The 14,780-nt window shown below is 67.6% G+C and carries 16 protein-coding genes and 1 tRNA gene; 6 read left to right on the forward strand and 11 right to left on the reverse strand.

The window, feature by feature from the left end; translation table 11 throughout:
• The 5 genes from B3Z70_RS07725 to B3Z70_RS07745 form a co-directional block, all read right to left on the reverse strand.
• A partial coding sequence (locus B3Z70_RS07725; RefSeq protein WP_292023674.1) for an ABC transporter transmembrane domain-containing protein occupies positions 1 to 1,635 on the reverse strand: 1,635 nt, incomplete at its 3' end.
• Between the two features lie 293 nt (positions 1,636 to 1,928).
• A protein-coding gene (locus B3Z70_RS07730; RefSeq protein ID WP_292023672.1) for an IS5 family transposase occupies positions 1,929 to 2,692 on the reverse strand; the annotation gives its coding sequence in 2 pieces (ribosomal slippage) (positions 1,929 to 2,359 and positions 2,359 to 2,692; 765 coding nt in all).
• A 128-nt stretch (positions 2,693 to 2,820) separates the two neighbouring features.
• Positions 2,821 to 2,897: transfer RNA gene (locus tag B3Z70_RS07735), tRNA-Arg, on the reverse strand.
• Between the two features lie 78 nt (positions 2,898 to 2,975).
• Positions 2,976 to 3,770: an SDR family oxidoreductase gene (locus B3Z70_RS07740; protein WP_292023671.1), complete on the reverse strand. Its 795-nt coding sequence runs from the start codon at positions 3,768 to 3,770 to the stop codon at positions 2,976 to 2,978.
• Positions 3,767 to 4,072 carry a 4a-hydroxytetrahydrobiopterin dehydratase gene (locus B3Z70_RS07745; protein WP_292023669.1) on the reverse strand — a complete coding sequence of 102 codons (306 nt, stop codon included), beginning with the start codon at positions 4,070 to 4,072 and terminating at the stop codon, positions 3,767 to 3,769. The genes B3Z70_RS07740 and B3Z70_RS07745 overlap by 4 nt, the downstream gene beginning before the upstream one ends.
• A gap of 110 nt (positions 4,073 to 4,182) precedes the next feature.
• Here B3Z70_RS07745 and B3Z70_RS07750 point away from each other — a divergent pair, with 110 nt between their 5' ends.
• The 4 genes from B3Z70_RS07750 to B3Z70_RS07765 all read left to right on the forward strand — a co-directional run bounded on the left by B3Z70_RS07750 (position 4,183) and on the right by B3Z70_RS07765 (position 7,807).
• Entirely contained in the window at positions 4,183 to 4,887 is a 705-nt protein-coding gene (locus B3Z70_RS07750) for a Crp/Fnr family transcriptional regulator (protein WP_292023667.1), read from the forward strand.
• A 51-nt stretch (positions 4,888 to 4,938) separates the two neighbouring features.
• Positions 4,939 to 5,727 (forward strand): class I SAM-dependent methyltransferase, encoded by a 789-nt coding sequence (locus tag B3Z70_RS07755; protein ID WP_292023665.1) that lies wholly within the window; start codon positions 4,939 to 4,941, stop codon positions 5,725 to 5,727.
• An 80-nt stretch (positions 5,728 to 5,807) separates the two neighbouring features.
• Positions 5,808 to 7,295 (forward strand): 2-polyprenylphenol 6-hydroxylase, encoded by a 1,488-nt coding sequence (gene ubiB / locus B3Z70_RS07760; protein WP_292045309.1) that lies wholly within the window; start codon positions 5,808 to 5,810, stop codon positions 7,293 to 7,295.
• 14 nt (positions 7,296 to 7,309) lie between these two features.
• Entirely contained in the window at positions 7,310 to 7,807 is a 498-nt protein-coding gene (locus B3Z70_RS07765; protein ID WP_292045303.1) for a hypothetical protein, read from the forward strand.
• A gap of 4 nt (positions 7,808 to 7,811) precedes the next feature.
• On the opposite strand, the gene B3Z70_RS07770 is transcribed toward B3Z70_RS07765, so the two are convergent.
• The 6 genes from B3Z70_RS07770 to B3Z70_RS07795 all read right to left on the reverse strand — a co-directional run bounded on the left by B3Z70_RS07770 (position 7,812) and on the right by B3Z70_RS07795 (position 12,657).
• On the reverse strand, positions 7,812 to 8,423 hold the full coding sequence (locus B3Z70_RS07770) for a PPC domain-containing protein (protein WP_292024252.1): 612 nt from the start codon (positions 8,421 to 8,423) through the stop codon (positions 7,812 to 7,814).
• A 65-nt stretch (positions 8,424 to 8,488) separates the two neighbouring features.
• Positions 8,489 to 8,896: an alternative ribosome rescue aminoacyl-tRNA hydrolase ArfB gene (gene arfB, locus B3Z70_RS07775; RefSeq protein ID WP_292024251.1), complete on the reverse strand. Its 408-nt coding sequence runs from the start codon at positions 8,894 to 8,896 to the stop codon at positions 8,489 to 8,491.
• Positions 8,893 to 9,351, reverse strand: a complete 459-nt coding sequence (locus B3Z70_RS07780; protein WP_292024250.1) for a YaiI/YqxD family protein — start codon at positions 9,349 to 9,351, stop codon at positions 8,893 to 8,895. The genes arfB and B3Z70_RS07780 overlap by 4 nt, the downstream gene beginning before the upstream one ends.
• A gap of 89 nt (positions 9,352 to 9,440) precedes the next feature.
• Positions 9,441 to 9,812 carry a hypothetical protein gene (locus tag B3Z70_RS07785; RefSeq protein WP_292024249.1) on the reverse strand — a complete coding sequence of 124 codons (372 nt, stop codon included), beginning with the start codon at positions 9,810 to 9,812 and terminating at the stop codon, positions 9,441 to 9,443.
• Between the two features lie 8 nt (positions 9,813 to 9,820).
• Entirely contained in the window at positions 9,821 to 11,176 is a 1,356-nt protein-coding gene (locus tag B3Z70_RS07790) for an amidohydrolase family protein (protein WP_292024248.1), read from the reverse strand.
• A complete protein-coding gene (locus tag B3Z70_RS07795; RefSeq protein ID WP_292024247.1) occupies positions 11,176 to 12,657 on the reverse strand; it encodes an amidohydrolase in 1,482 nt (493 codons plus the stop codon). Before B3Z70_RS07795 ends, B3Z70_RS07790 begins: the two co-directional genes overlap by 1 nt.
• A 147-nt stretch (positions 12,658 to 12,804) precedes the next feature.
• Here B3Z70_RS07795 and trmB point away from each other — a divergent pair, with 147 nt between their 5' ends.
• Together trmB and B3Z70_RS07805 are read left to right on the forward strand one after the other, a co-directional pair.
• Positions 12,805 to 13,521: a tRNA (guanosine(46)-N7)-methyltransferase TrmB gene (trmB, locus tag B3Z70_RS07800; protein WP_292024246.1), complete on the forward strand. Its 717-nt coding sequence runs from the start codon at positions 12,805 to 12,807 to the stop codon at positions 13,519 to 13,521.
• Positions 13,522 to 13,616: 95 nt separating this feature from the next.
• On the forward strand, positions 13,617 to 14,780 hold a 1,164-nt coding region (locus B3Z70_RS07805), incomplete at its 3' end, for a cache domain-containing protein (RefSeq protein WP_292045306.1).

Consider the following 14,780-nt stretch of genomic DNA (forward strand, 5'->3'; position numbering starts at 1 on the left):
CAGCCAGGCCGGATCGACCAGGGACAGGTCCGTGCCGTCCACCATGACCCGGCCGCTTTCGGGTACATAGAGGCGTTGGACCAGCTTGGTCAGGGTCGATTTGCCCGAGCCCGACGGGCCCACGATGCCGATGATCTCGCCCGGCTTCACGTCCAGCGACACCCGGCGCAGCACCTCGCGTCCGCCGGGGCGATAGCGGAAGGTCACGTCGTCGAAGGCCACGGCCCCCTTCACCGGCGGCAGGGCGGCGCGCGAGGCCGAGAATTGGGATTCCGTCGGTGCGTTCAGCACGTCGCCCAGGCGATCGACGCCGACGCGGGCTTCCTGGAACTGCTGCCACAGCCCGGCGAGGCGCAACACCGGCTCCGCCACTCGACCGGCCAGCATGTTGAACGCCACCAATTCGCCGACGGACAGGTTGCCGCCGATAACCAGGCGCGCGCCGACATAGAGGATCAGGGCCGTGGAGACCTTGTTGACCAGTTGGATGGCCTGACCGCCCCAGATATTCAGTTGGGCCGCCTTGAAGCCGGCCTTGACGTAGGCCGCCAGCAGCTTCTCCCACCGGCTCTGCATCTGCGGCTCGACGGCGGCGGCCTTCAGCGTCTGAACGCCGGTCACGCTCTCGACCAGGAAGGCCTGGCTCTCAGCGCCGCGCTGGAACCGCTCCTCGATCCGACGCCGCAACGGCGGCGTGATGACGAAACAGATGATCGCGTAGAGAACGATGGTCCCAACCACGATCGCCAGCAGGAAGGGCGAGTAGAACCACATCACCACCAGGAAGATGACGGTGAACAACAGGTCCACGAACAGGGTCACCGACGAGGAGGTCAGGAACTCCCGGATCGTCTCGAGCTCGCGCACTCGGGCGATGGTGTCGCCGACCCGCCGGGATTCGAAATAGGCCAGCGGGAGGTTGAGCAGGTGGCGATAGAGTTTTGCGCCCAGCTCGACGTCGACGCGGCTGGTCGTGTGCGAGAAGACATAGGCCCTCAGGCCGCCGAGGAAGCTCTCGAACACCACGACGGTGATCAGGCCGATGGCCAGCACATCCAGCGTGGTCAGCCCTTGGTGCACCAACACCTTGTCGATGACGACCTGAAATATCATCGGTGTCGCCAGGGCGAACAGTTGCAGCGCCAGCGAAGCGGCCAGCACGTCGCCCAGCATCCAGCGGTACTTGACCAAGGCTGGGATGAACCAGGTCACATCGAACTTGGCGGACGCCGCACCGGCAACGCGCGTGGTGATGAAGACCGCCTTGCCGGACCACAGTTGTTGGAACGCCTCCAGCGTCAGCGCGGTGGGCGCCTCGGCGGGACGCTGGATCAGAACCTGACCATCGCGGAAGGCGCCGACGATGAGATACAGACCCTGCCGATCGCGCACGATCGCCGGCAGGGGCGAGTTCTCAAGCGCGGCGATATCCAGGGTCGCTGTCTTGGCCTTAGCCCCGACTCGCTTGGCAAGACGGACGAGATCGGCGTCGTCGGCTGGCGCCGCATGCCCGAGATCGTGCCGAAGCTGGCTCTGATCGGCCGGAATTTGATGAAAACCGAGCAACAGTGTCAGGCAAGCCAGACCCGTATCCTGCTCGACGGGAGCCTGCGCCCCCAACTCCCCCAACGCCACTCAAAGCCCCCGCTCAACTCGCGCGAGAGGTGTATGGCGGCGTCGGATCAAACGAAAGCGAATTTATCGCGACGCGAGTCTACATCAGCTCATCCGGCCCTGTGACGTCGATCCGACGCCGCGCATTGCGGTCACCAGATGTAAGGCCAACCTTCGTTCTGACAAACGCAGCATTGCCCACCAGCGCCACGACCAAGCTTCTCATCCGCAAGCATTGGCGCCAAGCAACGACAAGCCCACTCTCGTGTGAGTGAGCCAGCCACTAGCCACAAGTGCGACGCTCCCAGCTAGCTTCAGGACTCATTGATCCAGAAGATCATTATTGCTGCGATGGTTATTGCGGCCATGAACGTGTGGGCGCACCGGTCGTAACGCATGGCGATGCGCCGCCAGTCCTTGAGGCGGGCGAAGAGGTTCTCGACCTTGTGGCGACGTTGGTAGATGGCCGGATCGTGGGGGATCGGGACTTTTCGGCTGCGGCTTGAGGGGATGCAGGCGGCGGTTCCCCGGGCAGCGAGGGCGTCGCGGAAGGCGCGGCTGTCGTAGCCTCTGTCGCCGATGAGGACGCGGGCGCGCGGCAGGGCCTCGAGCAGGAGGGCGGCGCCCTTGTGGTCGCTCATCTGTCCTTCGGACAGCAGCATGACCAGGGGTCGTCCCCGGTCGTCGCAGACGATGTGCAGCTTGGAGTTCAGACCGCCCCTGGTCCGCCCGATACGACGGGGAACATCCCCTTTTTGAGCAGGCTGGCCGCCGTGCGGTGCGCCTTCAGGTGGGTGCTGTCGATAATGATCGCGTCCGGCTCGCCCGCCTGAGCGGCCAGGGCCGCGAAGATGCGGTCGAATACCCCCAGGCGGCTCCAGCGGACGAAGCGATTGTAGAGGGTCTTGTGCGGGCCGTAGGCCGGCGGCGCGTCGCGCCAGCGCAGGCCGTTTCGGATCACGAACACGATCCCCGACAGCACCCGCCGGTCATCCACCCGAGGCACGCCGTGCGCCAAGGGGAAGAACGGCTCGATCACCGCCATCTGCCTGTCCGACAACCACAAAAGATCGCTCATCAAATACCTCCCTGATCCCACGTCGGAATCAGAGCGACGCCGATCATGCAAGCGATTTAATAGGTCCTGAACCTAGCGATGCTAGGAGTTATGCCGCCGCTGGCGGAGTTCTCAGTTTTAAACCGAAGTGGCGCACCCGACAGGATTCGAACCTGTGACCTCTGCCTTCGGAGGGCAGCACTCTATCCAGCTGAGCTACGGGTGCGTGTGCGGCGTGACGCCGGAAAGGGCCGCTTACAGCATGGCGCGGGCGGCCTCAATCCTGAATAAGCGTCCGGCGGGCTTATTGCGCCGTCATGCCGCCGTCGATCTTGAACTCGGAGCCGGTGACGAACTTGGATTCGTCCGACGCCAGATAGAGGACGCAGTAGGCGACGTCGTCGGGCTCGCCGATCCGCTTCAGCGGAATGCCGCGCGCCAGGCGTTCGTGGGCCTTGTCCTGGTCGCCGCCGGCCATGGCGATGAAGGGGTCCAGGATCGGGGTCTTGATGAAGACCGGATGGACCGAGTTGCAGCGCACGTTCCAGTCGGCCTTGGCCGCCTCCAGCGCCAGGGTCTTGGTGTACATCCAGACGGCGGCCTTGGTGGCGTTGTAGGCGCCCATGCCGGGGGCGGCGGCCAGGCCGGCGATGGACGAGATGTTGACGATCGAAGCGGGGGCCGAGGCGCGAAGATGCGGCATGGCGTGTTTTGCGCCCAGCATGATCGAGCGCAGATTGATCTCGTACTGACGTTGCCAGTTCTCGACCGTGTCCTGTTCGACGAAGGCCAAGGGGCCGCCGACGCCGGCGTTGTTGACCAGAACCGACAGGCCGCCGAGGTCGGCGACGGCGGCGGTGATGACCCGCTCCCAGTCGGCTTCGCTGGCCACGTCGTGAGCATAGGCGAAGGCGGCGCCGGCGATTTCCGCATTGATCCGCGCGGCCAGGGCCTCGGCGCGGGGGCCGTCGATGTCGGTCACGGCGACGCGGGCGCCTTCGCGAGCCATTATCAGAGCCATGGCCTCGCCGAGGCCGCCGGCGGCGCCGGTGATCAGGACGGTCTTGCCGGCGACGCGGCCGGGGCGATGCGCGCTCACGACCGCACCCCCATGCCGGCGGCTGCGGCGTCGATGAAGCGGGCCAGGGTCACGTCGCGCTGGGTGACGCCGTCCGCGTCGTGCGTGGTCAGCAGGATGTCGACGCGATTGTAGACATTGGACCATTCGGGATGATGGTCCATCTTGTCCGCCATCAACGCCACGCGCGCCATGAAGCCGAATGCGGCGTTGAAATCGTCGAAAGCGAGGCTGCGCCGAATGGCCTGGCGATCCCCGTCCGCCGCGCGCCAGGCGGGCAGACCAGGCAGGATTTCCCCAACGTCAAGGCGGGTGTCTGTCATCGCGTTTCCTCTTTTTCTTTGGCGTAAGGCGCCCGCGACCGGGCGGCAAGCGCCGGGAACATCTGGTCAAGCTTGGGCGTTAGGTTCCCGGTTCGGGCGATAGGGAGACGATGATGGACAATCTGTGGATCGCCGCCCTGAACGCGGCCGACCGCAAGCGGATCGAACCCCACCTGAAGCAGGGCGAGATCACGCGCGGCCAGATGCTGTACGACGCCGGCGAGGCCGTCGACCGGGTGTGGTTCCCGATCAGGGGCGTGGTGTCGCTGATGACCGTCCTGCCCGACGACAAGATGGTCGAGACCGCCGCCATCGGGCGCGAAGGCCTGATCGGCGTGACGTGCGGCCCCTTCAACGCCCGCGCCGCCAGCCGCGCCATCTCCCAGCGCGACGGCCTGGCCGCCTATTGTTCGTCCGAGGTGTTCGGCGAGGCGCTGGACAAGAGCGAAAGCCTGCGCCTGGCCCTGTCGCGGTTCACCGAGGGGCTGATGGCACAGGTCCAGCAGGCGGCGGCCTGCAACGCCCAGCACCGGCTGGACGAGCGGCTGGCGCGCTGGCTGCTGACGCTGCACGACCGGGCCGAGGACGACCGTTTCGACCTGACCCAGGCCGATATCGCCGGCATGTTGGGCGTGCGGCGCGCCACCGTGTCCGAGGTCGGTTCGGTGCTGGAGGGCAAGTCGCTGATCCAGCGCGGACGGGGCTGGGTCAAGGTTCTGGATCGCGACGGGCTGGAGGCCGCCTCGTGCGGTTGCTACGGCCTGATGCGCGACGTGATGAAGGATCTGGAGCTGCCTCAGCCGGAAGCCGCCTGATCGCCCGTCTGATCGGGTGACGGCGGCGCGGCGACGCGCTAGACGATGGGCATGACCGACGCCTCCTCCCACGGCCCGCATTCGCAGGGCGATCGTTCCTCCTTCGGCTTTCGCGACGTGGATGCGCGCGAGAAGGTGAAGATGGTGCGCGGGGTCTTCGATTCCGTCGCCTCCAACTACGACGTGATGAACGACCTGATGAGCGTGGGCGTCCACCGCATCTGGAAGGACATCGCCGCCGCCAAGCTGAACCCCCGTCCGGGCGAGACCATCCTGGACGTGGCGGGCGGCACCGGCGACATGGCCCGGCGCTATTCGAAGATGGCGCGCGCGGCGCAAGAGCGGCGCGGCGGCGACGACGCCAATATCATCGTCATGGACTACAACGCCGAGATGATTCTGGCGGGCGTCCACAAGGGCGGCGAGCCGGAGATGAGTTGGTCGGTCGGGGACGCCATGAACCTGCCGCTGCCGGACGCCTCGGTCGACGCCTATTCGATCAGCTTCGGCATTCGCAACGTGGCCCATATCGACAAGGCCCTGGCCGAGGCGCGGCGCGTGCTGAAGCCGGGCGGGCGGTTCCTGTGCCTGGAGTTTTCGCGCCCCACGACCACGCCGATCCGCAAGGTCTATGACGCCTGGTCCTTCCACGCCATTCCGCGCATCGGCGGCTGGGTGGCCAAGGATCGAGACAGCTATCAGTATCTGGTCGAGAGCATCCGCCGCTTCCCCGACCAGCAGGCGTTCAAGGGCCTGATCGAGGACGCCGGGTTCCGCCGCGTGTCCGTGACCAATCTGTCGGGCGGGATCGCCGCCATCCACCACGGGTGGGCGATCTGACCAGCCGCATCTATCGCACGGCCCCGCCGCCGCCCGCGACCGTGGCGGTGCAGAACCCGGCGGCGTCCTTCCTGCGGCTGATGGGGTGGCTGTGGGTTCTGGCGCGCCATGACGCCCTGGTCCCGCGCGAGGTCACGCCGCTGCTGCCGGCCTGGACGCGGCCGTTCGCGCGGTTCGTGCAGCTGTTCTCCGGCCGCGCCGGACGTCAGGGGCGGCCGGGCCAGCGACTGGGCGCCGCCTTCGAACATCTGGGGCCGGTGGCGATCAAACTGGGGCAGGTTCTGGCGACCCGCGCCGACATCTTCGGCCTGGAGTTCGCGCGCGACCTGGGTCGGTTGAAGGATCGGCTGCCGCCGTTCCCGCTGGAGGACGCGCGGCGCGAGATCGAACGTTCGCTGGGTCGGCCGGTCGAAAGCCTGTTCACCGACCTGGGGCCGGCGGTCGCCGCCGCCTCCCTGGCCCAGGCGCACCGCGCCGCCCTGGCCGACGGGCGAGCCGTCGCGGTCAAGGTGCTGCGGCCGGGGGTGGAGCGCCGGGTCGCCAATGGGCTGGATTCCATGCGGCTGGCCGCGCGGCTGGTCTGGCGGCTGGTTCCGATGGCGCGGCGGCTGGAGCCGTCCGCCTTCGTCGAGACCATCGCCAACTCGCTGGATCTGGAGCTGGACATGCGGCTGGAGGCCGCCGCCGCCAGCGAGATGGCCGAGGTCATGGCCAAGGACGGCTATATGTCGGCCCCCGCCGTGATCTGGGACGGGGTGGGCAAGCGGGTGCTGACGCTGGAATGGGCGCAAGGCGTGCCCATGACCGATCCGGCCCTGCTGGACCTGCCCGGCCTCGACAAGGACCAGTTGGCCGACAATGTCGTGCGCGCCTTCCTGGTCCAGGCGCTGGACCACGGCACGTTCCACGCCGACCTGCACGAGGGCAATCTGTTCGCCAGCGCGCCCGCCCATCTGACGGCCATCGACTTCGGCATCGTCGGGCGGCTGGGGCCGGCCGAGCGACGCTATCTGGCCGAGATCCTGTGGGGCTTCATCAGCCGCGACTACGACCGCATTTCGCGCGTCCATTTCGAGGCCGGCTATGTGCCGCCGCACCACTCGGTGGAGACCTTCGCCCAGGCCTTGCGCGCCGTGGGCGAGCCGGTCATCGGCCGCGCCGCCAGCCAGGTGTCGATGGGCCGGCTCTTGGGCCAGTTGTTCGAGATCACCGCCCTGTTCGACATGCGGCTGCGGCCCGAACTGATCCTGCTGCAGAAGACCATGGTCTCGGTCGAGGGGGTGGCGCGCCGCCTGCAGCCCGACCACGACCTGTGGAAGGCCGCCCAGCCGGTGGTCGAACGCTGGATCCGGCGCGAACTGGGCCCGCAGGCCCAGGCCCGGGACGCCCTGAACGACATGATCGCGGCGGCGCGCGCCATCTCGCGTCTGGTGCAGGAGCCGCCGCGTCCGACCACGGTGGTCATGGAAAAGTCGGGAACTCCGGCTTGGCTGACGGCTTCCGTCACCGTCGCGGTCATCGCGGCCCTGACGGCCCTGGGCCTTTCGCTCTGGCCCTATCTGACCTGACCGGAGCCTTTTTCATGACGACGATCCTGACCAAGACCCTGCTGGGCGCCGCCCTGATCCTGGCGCCCGCGCCGGCCCTGGCCCAGGCGGCCGCGGCCTCGGTGCCGAACGCCTTCGACCGCCCCGCCCAGACGCAGTCCCAGCCGCAGGCGGCCCCGACGCGCCCGGCGCCGGCCGGCCCCCCTGCGACTTCGGCGGCGACGCCGGCCGCAGCGCCGGACATCGCCCGGGCCGAAGAGGCGCTGCGCGGCGTGATCGCCGACGTTCAGGGCGGCGGCTTCGACTATTCCGACTTCACCCCCAATCTGGCGGCCCAGATTCGCCAGCAGGCCGAACAGGTCGGGTCGCTGATCAAGGGCTTCGGCGCGGTGAAGACCGTCGAATACAAGCGTCAGGAAGGCGAGGCCCAGCTTTTCAAGGTCACGTTCGACAACCAGGCGACCGAATGGATGATCGGCTTCGACGCCGAGGACAAGATCGCCGCCCTGCTGTTCCGCCCGGCGGAAAGCTGATCCCTCAGGCCTCCGTCGCGGGCGGCGCGTCGTCGTCCGGGATGGGGCCGGTCTGGTGGTACAGACGCGCCGCCGCATAGCAGGGCGCCACGGTGCAGGTCTTCATGATCACCCGCGCGGTATAGGTTCCATCGGCGGCCGGCCGGATGTTTATGACGGGCGCCGAGTCCGGCAGGGTGTCGCGTTCGACGATCTTGCCCGCCGGATCGACCAGTTCCATGTCCAGGTCCGAGCATTCGGCATCGCATTCGGCGATGATGCGATAGGTCTCGCCGCGTTTGAGGGGCACGGACCAGGGGTGAACCTGGGTGGGCTGGAGGGCGACCACGATGTCCTGCACGCCCGGCATGGGCGAGAAGCCCTTGGCCAGTTCCTTGGCGGCGTCATCCAGATAGTTGCGGGCCACGTCCTCGATCTGCCGCCGATCCTTTTCCGAAAGCGAGACCTGGGGCGTGGCGGCGATGACGGCCTTGTCCTGCTCGGACTGGGCCGGCGCAGGCGCCGGAGCCGCCGGGGCGGGCTCGGCGTCGTCCTTCTTGCGGATTTCGTACTGGCCGCAGGCGCCGAGCGTCCCGGCAACCGCCAGCCCCATCGTCATCGCCCGAAATCGCTGCATCCGCGCCTCTTCCAACCGTTGCCGTAAGGGGTGAACGATAACGCACCGAAGATGTTCCGCGCGCGTCAGTCGTCGTGGCGGGGCCTTCCCCGGCCGGACTTGATGGCGCTGCGGCTGGTCTTGGCCTTCAGCCGTCGCTCCTTGGACGCCTTGGTGGGGCGGGTCGGCACGCGAAAGACAGGTCGGACCGAGGCGGCGTCCACCATCTCCTGAAGCCGGGCCATGGCGTCGGCGCGGTTGCGCTCCTGGGTGCGGAACCGCACGGCGTTGATCAGGATCACGCCTTCCTGCGTCAGACGGCTGCCCGCCAGCTTCATCAGCCGCGTCTTGACCGGCTCGGTCAGGGAGGGCGAGTTTCTGACGTCGAACCGCATCTGGACGGCGGTGGCCACCTTGTTGACGTTCTGCCCGCCCGGCCCGCCGGCGCGGTAGAAGTGAAACGCCAACTCGTCCTCGGGGATGACGGTGGTCATCGGGCGGCCTTGCCCGCCTTGACCACGGCCTGTTCCAGCGCCTGAAGGAACCGCGAACGGTCGGCGGCCGAGAACGGCGGCGGGCCGGACGTCGCCACGCCCATCGACCGCAGATGCTCGCCCACCATCCGCCCGGCCAGGGCCGATCCAATGGAATCCGGCGTGAAGGGCTGGCCGTTGGATTTCAGCGCCTGGGCGCCCGACTTCAGGCAACGGTCGGCCAAGGGGATGTCGGCGGTGATCACCACGTCGCCCACGGTCGCCCGTTCGGCGATCCAGTCGTCTGCGATGTCGGGCCCGGCGTCCACCACCACCTGTTCGATCAGCGCCTCGCGCGGGACCTGCATCCAGGTGTTGGAGACGACATAGGTCTTCAGCCCGTAGCGGCGGGCGACGCGATAGACCTCCTCCTTTACGGGGCAGGCGTCGGCGTCGATGTAGAGAACCGTAGGCATGGGCGTGACCTAGCGCGGACGCGGCGAATGAAAAAGGGCGGGACCGTGCGGCCCCGCCCTTTCCGTCTCTCATCAAAGAAGACGCACAGTCATTTGTGGCCTGCAATATAAGCGGCTGATAGTTCCTCCATCGTAGGAGGCACAATGTCGAACCAGTTGCATCCGAAGACGGCTTCGCGTCCTGCATGAAGGTCTGTCGAAGTACTAAACCCCTCGCCTGGCAAGCCGGTGGTTTGGTTGACGATCAGAGTGGTCAACGCGGGGTGTCGTTCTTGGTCACACCAATGCTTGATGTGGTCGAGAATGCCAGCAAACACGCCGGCGCCTTCATACTCCAGTATTTTTGCCACCTGACCATAGGTCATGGTCTGTCGGTTGTAAGCGAGTCCAATGAGAACTTGATACACCTGAAGGGCGCGAGCTGGCCTTGTTCTGATTTCACTGAAGAGCTTGGCGTTCATGTTGGCCCTCAGTTCCGATAGGCCGGCGGCATCGGCGTCTGCTGGCGATAGCGGTCGCGCAGCATCAGCGGGCGGCTGGTCAGCGGCTGTTCGACGCCGTTGACGAAGATGGCCGAGGGCTGGCTCAGCGGCTCCAGCGGATCGCCGGACCAGACCACAACGTCGCCGGCGGCGCCCGGCGCGATCTGGCCGAACTGTCCCGCCATGCCGAAGATCCTGGCGGGATTGACCGTCAAGGCCGCGATGGCGGCCTGGTAGGGCAGGCCGTGCGACACCGCATTGCCGGCGTTGTAGCGGGCGTCGCGCGCGCGGTGGGTCGAGCCTTCGTTGCCCTTGATGGCGATCAGCACGCCGGCCGCGTTCAGGGCCGCCGCATTCTCCATCCGCGCCGCCCGCATCTCGAAGTCGGAGGGCAGGTTGTCGATGGGGTTCAGCAGCACCGGCACGCCGGCCGAGGCGATGTCGCCCGCCACCAGCCAGCCTTCCTCGGCGCCGTCCAGGATCAGCCTGATCCCTTCCTCGCGCGCCAGACGCAGCACCTGCTGGATGTCCGACGCCCGGTGGACGGTGACGATCAGCGGCAGGGTCCCGTTGGCGACCGGGATCAGGGCCTCCAGGTCCGCGCGCGACAGGCTGAGATTGCGCAGGGCCGCCCGGTCGTAGGCGGCCTTGTTGCGGGCATAGAGCCGAACCTCGGCCATCGTCTCCTTGAACAGGACGAACTGGGCCCCGCGCGCCCCGCCGGCGACCGCCGCCCCCGCCTCGCCGAACGGGGCGACCATGGCCACGCGCGGCTTGACCAGGATGTCGGACCCGCCGCCGGCCAGATTGGGACCCAGGTTGATGATGGCGGCCTGGCCGGCGAACAGGCCGGGCGTCTGATAGCCGCCGTCGCCGGCGCCGGCCGTCTCGTCCTCATGCACATGACCGCCCGACGAGCCGGGATGCTGGGGCACGACGACGGCGCGGGTGATGCCGCCCAGCCGCGCGACCGGCAGGGTGAAGGACCAGGGGTCCAGCCCATAGGAGATGTCGAAGGCGGCGCTGAGCGTATTGGCGCTGTTTCTCAGTTCGTTGGTGCCGCGCACAGACCCGACCTCTGTGCCCGCAAGGCCCGAATCCACAGCCACGAAGCCAGGGGCTACGGTCTTGCCGGCCGCGTCGATGACGCGCGCGCCCGATGGGGCGGCGCCGGTTCCGACCGAGACGATCTTGCCGTCGCGCAGCACGACCGTGCCGCTTTCGATCACCGAGGTTCCGGTCAGGATGCGGCCGCCGACGATGGCTACGGTCTCCTGGGCCAAGGCGGGCGCGGCGAGCGCAAGCGCCGCTGCGGCGCCGGCGAGAATGGACGAGAGACGCATCAGCGGGCTCCTTCCCGGACGTTGGCGGCGGTCAGACCATAGCCGGGCTGGCCCAGTTCGAAGTCGCTGGTCGGCTGATAGGCGGGGTTGGAACGGTCGAAGGCCAGGGCGCCGTCGATGAAGACCTGATCGGCGCGGGCGTAGATGGAAAACGGATCGGCGCTCCAGATCACCACATCGGCCCGCAGGCCCGGCGTCAGCGATCCGGTCTGGTCGGCGATGCCGATGGCCTTGGCGGCGTTGGAGGTGAACCAGCCGATGGCGTGTTCTTCCGAAATGTTCAGCCCGGCGCGGCGACCGGCCGACAGGGCGGCGGCGGCCTCCTGGTTCAGGCGCTGGGTCAGAAGGGCGTCGTCGGAGTGGATGACGGCGCACGATCCGGGTTGCGCGTCGACCAGGGCGGCGTTCTCCTCGATGGCGTCCAGCGCCTCCATCTTGAAGCCCCACCAGCCGGTCCACATGGCCGCGCATATGCCGTTCTGGGCCAGTTGCGGCGCCAGTTTGTAGGCCTCGGTGGCGTGGTGGAAGGTCGAGATGCGGTAGCCGAACTCCCTGGCCATATCCATCATCAGCGCCATCTCGTCGGCGCGGTAGCAGTGGTTCTGGATCAGGATCGAGCCGTCCAGAACGCCCGCCAGCGTCTCGTTCTGCAGATTGCGGGTCGGGGCCGTTCCCTCGCCGGTCTCATGCCACTTGTCCCACTTGGCCTTGTATTCGCGCGCGGCGATGAAGGCGGCGCGATAGCCGGCCATATTGCCCATGCCGGTCGCCGGGCTCTGGTTCCTGCCGCCATAGACGCGCGAGGGGTTCTCGCCGCAGGCCATCTTGACCGTATAGGGGGCGGCCGGGAACTTCATGCCCTGCATGGTGATCGAGGGCACGTTGCGGATGGTCACGCCGCGCCCGCCGAACAGATTGGCCGATCCGGGCAGGATGTGCATGGTCGTCACGCCGCCCGCCCGGGCGGTGTTGAAGCCGGGGTCCTGGGGCCAGAGCGAGTGTTCGGCCCAGACCTGGGCGGTGTTCGGATTGGTCGCCTCGTTGCCGTCGCTCATGCCCGAGACGCCGGGCGACGGATAGACGCCGAGGTGGCTGTGCACGTCGATGACGCCGGGGGTGACGTAGCGGCCGCGCGCGTCCACCACCTTGTAGCCGGCGGGGACCGGGGTCGAGGCGTCGCCGACGGCGGCGATCCTGCCGTCCGTGACCACGACCACGCCGTTGTCGATCTTGCGGTCCGTGCCGGTCAGCACGGTGGCGCCGACCACGGCGAAATTCTCGCGCGGCAGAGGCCGATAGGTCGAGGGATAGGGGTCCAGCGTCGTCGCCGGATCGAGGCCCGCATCCAGGGTGCGATCCCGCGCAGGCTTGGCCGCCGCGTTCTGGTCCGACGGCTGGCCGGTGGTCGCGCAGGCCGACAACCCCAGCACCGCGCACATTATGGCCGCGAGGCTGACGCCCCGCAGATGATGTCCGATCATCGTTTCCCCTTTTCCCGATGACGCGACAGCCCGACGCGCCTTGCGACCGTCATAGAAGGGTGTTCGGTCCGCACCGTCAAAAGGTTTTCCGCCTTCGCCGGACGGCCCGCCTAGACGCTTGGCGGCGCGACCGCTAACGGCAGGCGCATGAGCGCCGACCTGCCCCCCGAAGACGGAAACCCGCATCTGGACCGCCCGCTGCGGTCGTTCGGCCGCATCAAGGCCCGCCCGATCAAGCCGCGTCAGGCGGCGCTGATGGACACCCTGCTGCCCGCCATCGCCGTGCCCGATCCCAAGGCCGGGCCGCTGGACCCCAGGGCGATGATGCCCGAGGCGGCCGAGGTCTGGCTGGAGATCGGTTTCGGCGGCGGCGAGCATATGGCGGCCCAGGCGGCGAGGCGGCCCGACGCCTTGGTGATCGGTTGCGAACCCTTCCTGAACGGCGTGGCCTCGGCCCTGCGCCATGTCGAGGACGGCGATCTGAAGAATGTCCGCATCCACGCCGACGATGCGCGCGACGTGGTGGACGCCCTGCCGGACGCCTCGGTCGATCGGGTGCTGATCCTGTTTCCCGACCCCTGGCACAAGGCGCGCCACAACAAGCGCCGTCTGCTGCAGGACGAGACGGCCCAGGCCTTCGCCCGCATCCTGAAGCCCGGCGGGACCCTGCGTTTCGTCACCGACTGGCTGGATTACGCCGAATGGGCGCTTGAGCGGTTGGAACGCACGCCCGGCCTGGATCGGATCGGCCCGGCCGACCAGGACTGGTTCGTCCCGCCCACGGATCACGTCGTGACCCGCTATGAAGAGAAACGCCTGGGCGACACTCGACCGATCTTCTTGGAGTATCGCCGGGTCGGTTGACCTCGCGGCATACGCAATCCTACGCAGCGCCGTCTTTGACTGGCCTTTAACTCCCTTCGTTATCCAGCGGCGATGCAAATCGAAGTGGGGCGGACATGAAGGCGTTGACGATCGGTGGGCGGATCAATCTGCTCGCTCTTGTGACCATGGCGGGCCTGCTTCTGGTTACAGGTCTATCCCTTATGCGGCTGGATGCGGTGATGCGCGGCGACATCGCCGACCGCACCCAAAAGGCGGTTGAGATCGCCTCCAGCGTGGTCGCCCATTATCATTCGGAAGAGATCGCCGGGCGGATGACCCGCGCCGAAGCTCAAGGCGCAGCCAAGGCCGCAGTCGGCGCCATGCGCTATGGCGCCGACGACTATTTCTGGATCAACGACATGCATCCCCTCATGGTGATGCACCCGATGAAGCCGGCGCTTGATGGTACGGACTTAAGCCTGAACAAGGATGCGAACGGCGTCCTGATGTTCAAGGAATTCGTCGCGGTGGTCGAACGGCGCGGCGAAGGCTTCGTCTCCTATGATTGGGACAAGCCGGGCCAGGATACGCCGGCCCCCAAGATTTCCTATGTAAAGGGTTTCGCGCCGTGGGGTTGGGTGATCGGCTCTGGTGTCTATACCGACCAGATCGCGGCGATGGTGGGCAAGGCCGCGGTGACGCTGGGCGGCATGGCGCTGCTGGTGGCTCTGGCCGTCGGGACGGCGGGCTGGTTCATTGGTCGGTCGGTGTCGGGGCCGGTGGTGGCTCTTGGTCGGCGGATGCGGGATCTCGCCGACGGCGACACGACCAGCAACATCCCCTATGCGTCGCGTCGCGACGAAGTCGGCCAGATGGCGGCCGCGCTGGTCATTTTTCGGGACGCGGCGATCGATAAGGATCGGCTTGAGGCCGAAGCCCTGGCCCAGCGTTCTCTGTCCGAGCAGGAGCGTGCGGCCAACGAGGCGGAGAAGGCCCGGGTCGCGGCCGAGGACAAGGCGGCGCTGGAGGCCCTGGCCACCGGCCTGTCGGCCATGGCGAACGGGGATCTGACGCACCGCTTCACCCTGGAGGTGGCGCCGCGCGCCGAGCGGTTGAAGTCCGATTTCAACGCCGCCATCGCCCAGCTTCAGGACGCGGTGTCGGTCGTGGTGGCCAACGTCTCGGGCATTCGCTCGGGCGCGGACGAGATCAGCCAGGCTGCCGACGAGCTGTCGCGCCGCACCGAACACCAGGCCGCCAGCCTGGAAGAGACCGCCGCCGCGCTGGATCAGATCACC

This window comes from Brevundimonas sp. UBA6550 (assembly GCF_002434505.1).
Lineage (GTDB): Bacteria > Pseudomonadota > Alphaproteobacteria > Caulobacterales > Caulobacteraceae > Brevundimonas.